Annotated in this window: 7 protein-coding genes; 3 read left to right on the forward strand and 4 right to left on the reverse strand. The window is 58.9% G+C overall.

Translation table 11 applies throughout. From position 1 onward, the window contains the following. Positions 1-581: 581 nt before the first annotated feature. From FYK55_RS30110 to FYK55_RS14330, 3 genes are all read left to right on the forward strand, one after another. Positions 582-1,133, forward strand: coding sequence for an FKBP-type peptidyl-prolyl cis-trans isomerase (locus FYK55_RS30110; RefSeq protein WP_150077112.1), 552 nt, complete (start codon positions 582-584; stop codon positions 1,131-1,133). Between the two features lie 936 nt (positions 1,134-2,069). Next, positions 2,070-2,663 carry an RNA polymerase sigma factor gene (locus tag FYK55_RS14325; RefSeq protein WP_150077113.1) on the forward strand — a complete coding sequence of 198 codons (594 nt, stop codon included), beginning with the start codon at positions 2,070-2,072 and terminating at the stop codon, positions 2,661-2,663. Continuing rightward, complete coding sequence (locus tag FYK55_RS14330; protein WP_150077114.1) at positions 2,641-5,679, forward strand: serine/threonine-protein kinase; 3,039 nt, start codon at positions 2,641-2,643, stop codon at positions 5,677-5,679. Before FYK55_RS14325 ends, FYK55_RS14330 begins: the two co-directional genes overlap by 23 nt. 176 nt (positions 5,680-5,855) lie before the next feature. On the opposite strand, the gene FYK55_RS14335 is transcribed toward FYK55_RS14330, so the two are convergent. The 4 genes from FYK55_RS14335 to FYK55_RS14350 all read right to left on the reverse strand — a co-directional run bounded on the left by FYK55_RS14335 (position 5,856) and on the right by FYK55_RS14350 (position 11,970). Beyond that, positions 5,856-7,646 (reverse strand): hypothetical protein, encoded by a 1,791-nt coding sequence (locus FYK55_RS14335; protein WP_150077115.1) that lies wholly within the window; start codon positions 7,644-7,646, stop codon positions 5,856-5,858. 733 nt (positions 7,647-8,379) lie between these two features. Then, entirely contained in the window at positions 8,380-9,501 is a 1,122-nt protein-coding gene (locus tag FYK55_RS14340; protein ID WP_150077116.1) for a glucuronyl esterase domain-containing protein, read from the reverse strand. Positions 9,502-9,556: 55 nt separating this feature from the next. Beyond that, the gene (locus tag FYK55_RS14345; RefSeq protein WP_150077117.1) at positions 9,557-10,582 is read right to left on the reverse strand and encodes a hypothetical protein; all 1,026 of its coding nucleotides are present in this window, start codon (positions 10,580-10,582) and stop codon (positions 9,557-9,559) included. Further along, on the reverse strand, positions 10,579-11,970 hold the full coding sequence (locus FYK55_RS14350; protein ID WP_150077118.1) for a sulfatase: 1,392 nt from the start codon (positions 11,968-11,970) through the stop codon (positions 10,579-10,581). The genes FYK55_RS14345 and FYK55_RS14350 overlap by 4 nt, the downstream gene beginning before the upstream one ends. Positions 11,971-12,104 lie beyond the last annotated feature (134 nt).

Below are 12,104 nucleotides of genomic sequence, written 5' to 3' on the forward strand. Positions count from 1 at the left end.
CTTTTGTGCTGACGCAGTTTTCGCATCTGCGCATTGGCAGCCTCCTTAATCGCTTGAGGATCAGTTTCGGACTCTGGAAGACCGAGCAGCTCAAACAGATTTGGTTGCGGGGATGTCTCGATTCCCAACAGATGGCGATAGGGATTCATTCCGATCGGATCCAAAAGCGTGATGGCCTGCGGCTTTGGCAAACGCATCAGACCAAACCGCGTCGTGACAGCTTGGCCGCCGGGGGCCTATGACAAGGTGCCCTCGTAGCGGTTGACCAATCGCAGGCAACGGAGGAGCTGAGAGCGATTTGAATAGTCGGCGTGGACCCAGGGTAACCCAACCAGGCTTCGCCATCCACTTTCCCACGCACATTTGGCGGCCTTGTTACCAACGGATTGCAGGCAAGTCGAAGTCATCCGGCCGTGATCCGCGCCTGCTTCGGGCGTTTCCACTGACGACATCCCGCTCCACCAAGAATGGCTTTCGGTCGACGCCGTGATTCGCTAGGCTCCCTTGAAACCGTCGAGGAAAGATTTTCTCCGACCCGCGTGGGGATCGTGGCAGGACGCTAGGCTGGAGCAGGTAGGGCGATGAAGAATCGATTGTCGTGGTGTTTATTGGTTTGCGCGTTGATTGTGTTGGGGTGTCGTTCGACTGCGAAACGCAACTCGGACATCGCTTCAAGCATCGCACCAGCGGATGTTTCAGCATCCGATGCACCGGCAGCGCCCTGGGAAACCACGACTTTTTTCCACCGGACTGAGTTTCAGGAGGGAACCGGACCGGTCGACGCCGGTGAGGTGCCTGAATTCGTCGCGACCGACTCCGGGCTGAGGTATCGGGTTCTGAGAGATTCGGGCGGGCAGAAGCCCACGGCCGACAAGACGGTGACGGTCAACTACCGTGGCTGGCTCCATAGTGGAAATGTCTTCGACAGCTCTTACGAGCGAGGTGAACCGACCACTTTTCCCCTCGACAATGTCATCGCCGGTTGGACGGAAGGGATGCAGCTTGTTGGTGAGGGCGGAATGATCGAACTGTGGGTTCCTTCAAAGCTCGGTTACGGCGAACAAGGTTCTCCCGGCTCCATCCCGCCTCATTCGCACCTTCACTTCGTCGTTGAACTCATCGACGTCAACTAGCTGGACGGCACCACCTTGCATGAGCCGCGGGTCTTTTCGCAGCCACCGGCGGCACGCGTCTCGCCGCTCGTTGCGCTATTGGCTCATCGAGCCAGAATTTGTGACCAGCGACGACGTGTTCCGGCACTTCACCCTCCCGTTTGGAGGTCGTGCAGCTTTCCGAGCCGGTAAGAGACGTGCTTTTCTGAAATTCACCCTCCCTCCGGGAGGGTCAAAGGCGAGGCACGAGCCTTTGGGGAGGGTGTCTTCAAGAATCCGCTGAAATACAACGACCCCGGACGAGCCCTCCCCGCGTCGTCGCAAGCTCCTCCGCGACCCTCCCGGAGGGAGGGTGAAGCAAAGCTGCACGACCTCTTTGCGGGAGGGTCGGAGGCGAGGTACGAGACTCCGGGGAGGGCAGAACCGGAAGCGAATGTCAACAACGCATGGACCCGTAATAACCCTCCCCGCGTCGTCGCAAGCTCCTCCGCGACCCTCCCGCGCGCGGGAGGGTGAACCAGAGAACGCCTAACATTGACCGCTAGATGGACCTCTGCGGAACGGACCCACAAATGCAAGCAGTTGATCGACCAGTCGACAAAGATCAGATTCCAACCTCGCAATGCCTTTCTTGGCTTCGGGCGACCCCTACCCCGGTCAGGTCCCAATACAGCATGGCTGCGGTGACCATCTCTCCCTTCGGGGCCGTCCTTTTGCAGACCGTTTGATCTGTCTTTCGAGAGCACCGCGACCAAACGATCTCGGATCCCCTGTCCCGCCCAAGGAAAGAGGACGATTTCCGTCGGGCCCACTGTGCCGGTCGCCGTTTGGACAGCGGCCAGCGATCGCCGGAACGGCCATCGCGAATGGGTGCAAAACCGACGAATCCGAGAGTTCGTGAGTTTTTTGTGTAACAATTGGCTTCTCCACTCGGGTTGCTTTTGAGGAGATGACTGGTTGCACGGTCCAGAAACACGTCCGACGCTCATTGGCCGATTGGCCGATCCGGCTTGCGAGCAAGCTTGGGCGGAGTTCGTGCGTCTCTACCACGATGTGATTTACCGCGTCGCGCGGGCTCGCCGGTTGCAGCATGCCGATGCGGAAGACGTGACGCAGGAAGTCTTTTCGATTGTGGCTCGCAAAGTTGCCGACTTTGATCCGGACTCCTGTGGTTCGTTTCGTGGTTGGTTGCGAAAGCTGGCACGCGACACGGCGATTGACCGCCTGCGGCGACCGGCCGTCGATGTTGGGTCAGGCGATTCGGCCGTGCGACAGAAACTGAGTGAGATTGCAGCGGACGTTGCAACGGCGACGTTGTGGGACGCTGAAGTCAAGCGGGAGCAGTTGCGACTGGCGTGTGACCGGATCCGCGATCAATTCTCCGAAGGGACGTGGCAGTCGTTCTGGTTAACAGCCATCAAGCAGCAATCCATCGCGGAGGTGGCACAACAACTCGGACGCAGCGAAGGCAGCGTCCGCGTGGCTCGCTGCCGGGTGATGGCGAAATTGAAAACCGAGGTGAGGCGAGATGATCGCGAGAATTCATTATGACCGCCGTCAATTGCAGGACTTTCTGGAATCCGAGAGCGATTCAGCTTCCAGCGAACTTGCAGAACACGTCGAAACCTGTTGCGAATGCCAAGCCCAGCTGGAATCGATCGCGCAGGCCGACTTCGACTGGGACGAAGCGACTCGCCTGCTCGCTGCAGAGGTGGGTGGTTCACGCGCTGACGTTCCTTCGGCCGACGCCCAGCGTCCATCGTTTCTTGATCCAACGGAACAACACGATTCCCTGGGGAGGTTTTCGCGGTTCGAGGTCCTTGAGTTCCTTGGGCGTGGGGGGATGGGGATCGTCATGCGGGCGTACGATACGGCATTGCAGCGTCACTGCGCGGTGAAGGTCTTGTCACCCGAATTGGCCGGTTCCGCGGCGGCTCGCAAACGGTTTTCGCGTGAGGCTCGCAGTGCCGCCGCGGTTGTCCACCCGCATGTCGTCCCGATCCAAACGGTCGACGAGCACAACGGGCTGCCGTATTTGGTGATGCCCGTGGTAGAAGGAAAGAGCCTGCAGCAGCGTGTCGAAACGGACGGGGTGATGACAGTGATCGAAACCGTCCGCATAGCGTCGCAAGTCGCCGAAGGACTCGCCGCCGCTCACGGTCAAGGTTTGGTTCATCGTGACATCAAACCCGCCAACATTTTGCTGGAAAACGGGGTGGAACGAGTCCAGATCACCGACTTTGGTTTGGCTCGCGCCGTCGACGACGCGAGCATGACTCGATCGGGGGTGATCGCCGGGACGCCGCAATACATGTCCCCGGAACAAGCTCACGGCGATTCGATTGATCATCGCAGCGATTTGTTTTCACTGGGCAGCGTGATGTACTTCATGCTCACCGGCCGAAGTCCATTTCGGGCCGAAACGACGATGGGAGTGCTGAACCGAATCGGAAGCGACCAGCCTCGCTCGCTTCGGTGTATCAATGCGGAGGTTCCGAGTTGGCTGGAGCAGATCATCTTCGTGCTGCTGAACAAATCGCCCGACGAACGCTACCAAACGGCCGCCGAAGTCGCGCAGCTGCTCCGCGACTGGCACGCCCATTTGCTCAACCCCCAGGCGAATCGACCGGTTCTCCGCACACCAGCCATCGAAACCGCGGCAGCCAGCGCAGGAAAGTCGCCGCCGCCCCGGCGTTGGATCGGCAGCTTGGCGGCATTCGCCTTCGTTGCCATCGCCGCCACGGTCATTCTGCTTGAAACCAGCAAAGGCACCCTGCGAATCGAAACCAACTCCGAGAACCCGATTCCCATCTTGATTCGTCGCGACGGAAAAGTGGTCGACAACCTGTCCGCCACGCGGGACGGGACTTTTGCAAGATTGCGTGCCGGCGAATATGTTCTCGAGGTCGATTCCGCCGATTCAACGATCCGATTGCAAGGTGACAAGGTCTCCATCGACGCCGGCGGCAAATGGTTGGTGCGTATCGAATCTCGAGACACCTCGGCGGTGACCATCGGGCGCAAGGGTCCCGGCGTCGCTCTGGCCGACATGCCACCAAAGATCACACCCTTCACAAGGATGGAATTTGATCAAGATCATGTGATCGTGACGTTCAATGGTGAACGGTTTGAATTGCTAGGCGTCGAGCATTTTTCGATCGAGGAACTAGTCGACAAGACTCGTGAAATGTTTCGCGACAAATGGAGGAAGCGTTTGAGCGAAGATCTCGTCGAAGTTCTCTGGCGGCTGGGATGTTATCCTGGCGACAGAATCGATCTGCGTCTTCGGTCACTGGCGACCAACGCGGTGATTGATGTCGACGATGCGTTGATGACTCATCGAGCCCGCATGATGCTCTACTTGGATAACGAGCATAACCAGCCATCGGCGATCGACGCAGCTGGCGATCTAAATAAGAACGTGCGTTGCGTCGGCACCATTGTGGGAGTGAGAGCTGAAACCGTTGAGCTTTCTATTGGAAGAGACGATGGACTAGAGTTGGGGCAACGAATCCATACGTGGCCCGAAGGCGGGGGCGAAGCGGAGATCGTGGCAATCGGTACCGATCGTTCCTGGGCAAGGCTGCGGATCAATGACCCCAAAGACCCATTCAAAGTGGGGCGTCAAGTCTATGCGGCCACTCGGAGGAAGTCGGCTTCGCCGAACGCGCCCGGGCTGGATCTTCGGTCGGATGGTTCCGCCGCCGAACGCGGGACTCCGCGAACGAGTTCGCCTGGCTTGGAGCCGAGAGCAGAAGCAGAATTGCCGGAAGCAAAACGCTTGTTGTCCGCGTTGCAAGGAAACTGGGAAGGCCGTTTTACCGCTGATTCGACGGGCGAAGACCGTTTTAAGATTCAGGTCGTTGGCGACGTGTTGCATTGGATGGATGCCGAGGGAGAAACGCAGCGTTTTCTACTGGCGATTGACGACGGACGCCCGGCGGCCCGACTTGCGATCCGCGAAGTTGCCCCCGACATTGGTGTCCACGTTCGTCATGGGATCATTCGAGGCAATGCGGATCGCATTGAGATCTGCTTGAATCACGAGCAGCCGCCGGGGCCTCCTCCATCCGTGTTTGAAAACAACCAGGCACAAGCTGTCATCAAGCTAGAACGCCCCAGCGATCAAAAAGGAGCAATCGATGTCGGTTCCCTCAAGAGGACGGACGGGGTTCCGCACGTTGAGGGTGTCTCTCTGAAGCCAACCCGATTTGACGTGTCAAGATATACGACCAGGGAGGTCCCCCGGCCTTACAGCGGCGCGGGTTCCTATCCCAACGTGGCCGCCATCGGGTTTATCGACGAAGTGAACGACAATTGGACGGTGACGATCGATGTCCGACACAATCATCCGGATCGCCCCATTCAAGTCGGTGACCGGCTGATCATCGGTCGACCGGTCGAAGGCAAGCCAGGCAGTTCAGTGTATTTTGCCTGGGTGGAAGTAACCGACGTTTCACGCAATGCCGCCCGCGCACAGGTGATCGAAACCGAAGTGAAGGGTGCTGACGGTCGCGAGCACTTCATGGAGCTGCGGCCCGGTGACACCGTTACAAGCTACTGGTGATCCAGCGTGAGAGGACAAGTGGCTGCAACAGTTAAGGCATCCGGCGCTGCTTCGAGGTTGCCGAACCCGTCGTCTGTATCGTCGGGCACCTGCCGTGCAAGCGGTTGATCGCCCGCTTTCTCATCGTTCGGAGGTCGCGAGATCACATGGACGCGGCTTCCCGTCTCCTTCGCCGCTCATTTGGCGATGCTGGAAGCCAATGCGTCGATCATACCGAGGTTCAGGCTGAAAACGACATCGACGTTGATCAAGAATGATTCGCCACTGTCGTTGTCTCCTGCTCCCTCGTCGTCGTCGGCCAGTGTGCCTCCCAGACCACCCTTCGTGCCGATGATGGGCACGATGCCGTCATCCCCGGCTTTTGTGCCGCCGCTGGAATCGTCGATGGGATCGATCAGTCCGCCACCGGCCATGATCAGGTCGATGTTGGAGGACGAGAAGGCGAGATCCCAAAGGTTGGCGGCAAACCCATCCGGGTGGTTGTCCACGCCACCGGCGGTGTCCAGTTGGTCAAGCGATTGGCCGATCGAATCCAGATAGGCTTGGCCGATCGGATTGTCGGGGTGCGTCAAAGACCAGATCAGTAGCGGCGTCGCAATCGCGGATTGTTCGTCGACCGGGTCCACCTTTCCCCCAAAGTTTTGGGCGTAGGCGACGGCCGCTTCGATCATCTCCAGGATTTGCTGACCAGCCGGCGACTGGGCATTCATGAGAGCCCAAAGCAGGAGATGATCCGGGGTGTCCGTCTGGTCCGGGACCGGTGTTTCGTCTGTGTCGCTTTCTTCATTCGAAGAGTTGTCGGAATCGGCGGATGAATCGTCGCTGCTGTCGTCATCGTTGCCATCACCGTCATCGCTGCCGTCGTCTCCCGATCCGCTGTCACCTCCGTTGTCCGAGTCATCGTCACCGGAGCTGGTGTCGACCCAAAAACTGGTTTCGCCGTCTTCGGATGTCGTTGTCGCGTAGCTTCCCTCCGGTGGCACGCCTTGGGAGTACCCGCCCTGGTCTCCAGAGAAGCCACCGTTCCCGTCTGGCGAGAAATGCTCGGAAATCGCGTTTCCGTCTTGGTCGAAACCTTGAAGGTCGAATCCGCCATCGGACGTGTGAGTCACGGTCACGATCGGATCCGTCTGGACGTCAATCCATCCGTCATCCCCGTTCTCCAATCCCTCACCGAGAGAATCGTCCGGCACATCCGAGCCGGGATCCGTCTCGGGAGCCGAGTTGTCGCCCGGAGTCGTATCCTGCGACGTGCCGTCGGGAGTGCCAAAGTCGTCGAAGACGTTATCGGAGTAGTCTCCACCGGACCATTCCTTGAGGAAGTCGTCCTTGGACGCCTTTCCCGCTTCCACGGCGGCAAAGTCGGACCAGAACTTGTCGTCCTTGGCGGCGCTGCCATCGTCGCTCAGAAGTTCCGAAACGCTGATCCCCTTCAGCATTTGTTTGCTCGTGAATTGGCTCCAGACTTCTTTGGGGACGCCAAACTGGTTGCCGATCGACCGTTTGTAGACATTCTCGACGCCCTGTTTCGGTCCCTCCTGGCCGATCCGGACGAACGTCTTGGGGTCGCTGAGGATTGTGTCGGCGGACTTGTCCAGGGTCAGCAGGGTGCCGGAGAATTGAAGCAGTTCGTTGGCGGAGAGTCCGGATTGCAGCGACTCTTTGGGCATGTTCATCGCATCGACGACGATGGCGAGATTCATGTCATCGGTCACTTTCGCCACGTCTTTGCCGGATTCGATGGCGGCGGTGACCTGCTCCACCGCATGGTCAACGACCTTGTCGGAAGCGCCGGTCATTTCGCCGAACGCCCGGACCTCCAGAATCGCGGCGGCCGATTTTTGTTCTTGTTGCGTCGTTTCTTGTTTGCTGACCAGAATCGAATCGAAATCCAATGCGACATCGCCGGCCATCATTTGGCGGGCCTGCAAGCCTTCGATTCGCGGTCGGTATCGACGGACAGCCATGTTCGATCTCTCCAAGTCAGTGGGTGGGCCATGCTTGAAGAGCGAAGCGGAATCAATGACCGATTGTTACCGATGTCGCCAAGAAAATGTCTTGAATATCCTGGCAAACTGCCATGGCCGACGGGTGGGCCAGGTCAATGCTTGGGGATTCGCCCCCATGGTTGCTGACAGCTTTTCCTCCCCGCCAAGTGCAGCCTTTCTCGGTGCCCTCGGTGGTCTCTGTGGCAAGACTTATCATTTTTTGCTACCGCGGTTGGACCTGCCAACGGTTCTCGGCCGCGATGCTCATTAGGTGGGCCGCGCCATTTTGGGTGATCCGCGTAGCGCTGGCCGCGGGTTTCCTCGCCTCAACCGGCGGCTAGCGCCTTGCCGCTCATTGCACGGCAAATCACCGTGTTTTTGATTGAGTGTGGCGTTATTTCGGGCTGGGCAAACGCGTGACGCTTTACCTCCACGACTGCTGACAGCATCTGCGTTTCCCTTCGCTTTCAGTGCAGCCTTTCTCGGTGCCCTCGGTGGTCTCTGTGGCAAGACTTACCATTCTTAGCCACAGCGGTTGCATCAATCGACGGTTCTCGGCTGTGATCCTCATTTGCTGGATAACGCCACTTTGAGTGAGCCGCGTGGCGCTCGCCGCGGGTTCTCTTGCCTCAACCGGCGGCTCGCGCCTTGCCGCTCATTGCACAGCAAATCACGGTGTTTTTGATTGAGTGTGGCGCTGTCCAATCAGGTTCTAATGAGCCACCGATGCATCAGTCGGATTGAACTGCTTGCCGCTGGCGGGATTCTTTCCGAAGAGGGACTGATCGGCGAAATCCAGAACCGTATGCAGATCGTCGATTGTCACGCCGTGCCCGCGGGGCTTGTGATCGTAGAGGCCCAGGTTGTTGGGCGCTCCCAGCCACTGGTAGACCGGAGCCAGTGACTCGTAGGCTTTGATGTGGCCTTGATTGAAGGCGGGTTTTTCCGCTCCCATGATGCCCAGATAAGCCCGTGGCGCAATCACCGCTCCAAGGAAATGCCGATCCACCGGCATCCGATCCATCTGGTTGGCAAAGGTTTCGTATTCCTTGTTGGCCCATTTCACGTTGCCCGGACCCCACATGCTCTGGTCGATGTGGTGCACCGCGTGGGCCAGAGTCGTGATCGGAGCTGTCAAATCAACACGATCGTTCAGGGCGCCTGTCAGCAGTGCGACTCGACCATACCGGGAGCAGCCCGTGAGGATGACTTTGTCGATCTGGTGCTCGTGCGTGAGGTAGTGGATGATTTCATTCATCCCCCACACCCAGCCCATCGTCCGGGTGCCATCGATTTCCGGATACAAACGCCTGGCGATCTTCTCGTAGGGGCCCACCTTGAGCGCCGTGTAGGCGTAGCCCCGCCTTGCGATCGCGATGGCGTCTTCGTCCGCAGGTTCTTCCCTGGCCACCACGTAAACCAGGATGGAGTTGGCTTCCTTGTTCGGGAGTAGATAGTAGCTGATCGAAACCGGAGCACTGAGGTCCGGCCCGAGTTTCAGGTCGGCGGAATACTTGATGACTTCGCCACCCGCCAATGGTTCTTCCGCCCTGCTTTCGACTTTGTATTGATTGACCTGCGGAAAAGCCGGGCCATAGATGTAGTGCTGCAGCATTTCCATCATTTCAGCCTGACGCTGCTCCCAGTCTTCGAGCGTCTTGACTCTTCGGTCGCTGCCGAAGAATTGAAACGGGTCCGGAAGTTGGTGATTCACCGGCAGTTGATTGACCGTGGGAAACGGCTCTGCGGCCAAGCCGCACTTCGGAAAGAATGCCGCGCACAAAAACACGCTGACGGACGTGATCGCGAAAAGCGAAATCAGGGATCGGGTCATGGTCGTTACCTCTTTACCCTTCTGCGAGTCTCGAGCGTCGAAGACTGGTCCGGATCTACTCGGCTGTTTCGGAAGCGGCGTGTTCCGTCGCACGGGCTTCTTCGATGTGGGCTTCTCCGATGTGGGCGGTTGCATAGATGATTCGTCGCGGATCGTCGCCGCCGCTGGCGAACAGATACAAGGTATCGCCGTCTCGATAGAATTCGCCGCCGCGGTAGCGATTGCCGACCGGTGAATCGGGTCGGGGATCGATCAGAAAGTGACGCTCGCCCTGGTCTCCGACTGGGCTGAGTTGCTGGTCCACCTCAACGTATTTCACATTGCCGCCCCGATAGGCGGTGTGATCCTGGTAGACGATGAAGTTTCTCCCCTGCCACTGGAACAGCGAGGGGCCGTAGATGTCTTTGTTCTCCCCCTCGATCGGTTCGACGAGAGGCGTCGTTTCTTGGGTCCAGTTTTCGCCGTCTGGAGAATGGGCCAGCCAGACGCAGCGGATCTGGCGTTTCAGGTCAAAACCCGAATAGAGCAGGATGTACTTGCTGCCATATCGCTCCAACGGGTATTCGTAGGTTCGGGTGTAGGTGGCGTTGCGGGTGCCGATGACGTTCGCCGTGATGCTGGTGCTGTGGTAATCGAAATGCAGCCCGTCCGTGCTGGTCCACATTTCGCTTTGTTTGTTTTTCTTGTGTCCCCAGAGATGAAACCTGCCCGTTTCCTCGATCCAGCGAACGTCCGGGATGGCTGCATCTTTAACGATCGGGTTGCCTTGGTACTCGACCCACGGGCCTGCCAGGCTGTCAGAAAAGGCCAGGCTAATTCCCACATGTTTGTGAGGCGAATAGTACAGGTAGTACTTCCCCAGCGGATTCTGGACGCGGCCCTCCATTTTGATGATGGAAGCACGCTCAAGTTCAGTGGCTGGAGCGATCGTCAGGTCTGAGGGCTGAAGTGCGACACCCGCGTAAGTGAACTTCGGTAACGGCCCATCGCCAACCGCGGCGGCTTGGAGGGCGAAAACAGTTGCCAGGCTGATCGCGAATACGCAAAAGCGGCGAACGGCACGGTGAATCTCTGGATTCATTTCCTGGTCTCCGAGCGGCGTCGATTGATCTCGGCAGTCAACCGTTCCACAACGTCGGGATGACGCGTCGCGACGTTACGAGTTTCTTGTGGATCGGACGCGTGGTCGTAAAGTTCGATGGCACCGTCGCTCCAGTGAGTCAACCGCCAGCGGTCGGTGCGAAGACTGTCGCCCCGCTGGTTGTTGCCTCGCACGACGATGGTCCAGGCGGATTCACGCCCCGGCGCGACAGCGTCTTTCAATTGCGGCCAGAGCGAAACTCCGGGGCGTCCCACCGGAGTTGCGACCCCGCAGTGTTCGGCAATCGTGGGAAACAAATCCACGAACTCCACCAGCCCGGCGGTTCGGCCTGGCGCGACCCCTGGACCCGCGATGATCAGCGGAGCCCGGCAGCTGCGATCAAAGAGCGTGTTCTTGTTCCACCAGGACCGTTCGCCCAGATGGTAGCCGTGGTCGCCGACAAAGATCACGAGTGTTCGCTCTCTCAAGCCCAAACGATCGAGCGCACCCAGCACGCGTCCCACCTGGGCATCCATGAAACTCGTGCACGCATAGTAGGCCCGCAGGAATTCCATCCGCTCGGCATCGGTAAATTTGTCAAACACCTCGCCGAACAGGCCAAAGCCGACCGCCAGCGGCGGAGCGGGGGTTTGGCCGTCCGGGTCGCGAAACAGGTCCAGTGAACCCTCCGGGTAGAGATCGAAATACTTCTGCGGTGCGACGAACGGGTCGTGCGGTTTCATGAACCCGCAGCCGATGATCCAGGGCTGATCCCCCAGGCGTTCCATCTCCGCGATGACCGCACTGGCGATTTGCCCGTCCGGCTGATCGTCGTCGTCTCCCTCCATCGCTCCCCAGTGGCACCACTTGAGTTTGCCGCCGGAAAGATCGCGACCGGCCCGCTTGCGCGTCCCAAGCGGCGTGGCTTTGAACGCCTGGGCGGTGTGCCAAGACCTGGGCAAGTCCATCCACCTCGCTTGCAGGGAGGCATTGCGACCGCCACCGAGGTGAAAGATCTTGCCGAATGCCGCTGAGTGCCAGCCGTTGCCCTTCAGTCGCTGGGGGAAGGTTTCAACGTCGGGAAGCACGTCCCGCAACAGCGTTCGATTGTCGGTGACTCCCGTTTGATCTGGATACAGTCCGGTCAGAAATGAGGATCGACTCGCGTTGCAGACAGGGTACTGCACATAGGCCCGTTCAAACACGACTCCACGTGATCCGAGGCGGTCGATGTTTGGCGTTTTGACTGCCGCATTGCCATAGCAACCGAGCGTGTCACGCAGGTCATCGACCGCAATGAACAACACATTGGGTTTTTCGGCAGCCAGCAGCGACTGCGGGAGTAACAGTAACGCGACGAAGAGCAGTTGAAGTCCGGTGCTTTTCATCTTGCGACCCTCAGCGTTGGTACGGTGTTGCTGTCGCCGCTTCGCGGCTGGCGGTGTTTGGGGAGGCGATTCCGTCGGCTCACGCCGACGGCAGGGAGCTGTCGTCACTTCGCGACGGGAGTTCGTGTAGTATT

The sequence above is a fragment of the Roseiconus nitratireducens genome (assembly GCF_008629675.1).
Lineage (GTDB): Bacteria > Planctomycetota > Planctomycetia > Pirellulales > Pirellulaceae > Stieleria > Stieleria nitratireducens.

What these genes read in the sequence shown, in the direction of transcription:
- FYK55_RS14330 (WP_150077114.1), top strand. Translation starts at nt 2,641, where the DNA reads ATGATCGCGAGAATTCATTATGACCGCCGTCAATTGCAGGACTTTCTG.
- FYK55_RS14335 (WP_150077115.1), bottom strand. Translation starts at nt 7,646, where the DNA reads ATGGCTGTCCGTCGATACCGACCGCGAATCGAAGGCTTGCAGGCCCGC.
- FYK55_RS14340 (WP_150077116.1), bottom strand. Translation starts at nt 9,501, where the DNA reads ATGACCCGATCCCTGATTTCGCTTTTCGCGATCACGTCCGTCAGCGTG.
- FYK55_RS14350 (WP_150077118.1), bottom strand. Translation starts at nt 11,970, where the DNA reads ATGAAAAGCACCGGACTTCAACTGCTCTTCGTCGCGTTACTGTTACTC.
- FYK55_RS30110 (WP_150077112.1), top strand. Translation starts at nt 582, where the DNA reads ATGAAGAATCGATTGTCGTGGTGTTTATTGGTTTGCGCGTTGATTGTG.
- FYK55_RS14345 (WP_150077117.1), bottom strand. Translation starts at nt 10,582, where the DNA reads ATGAATCCAGAGATTCACCGTGCCGTTCGCCGCTTTTGCGTATTCGCG.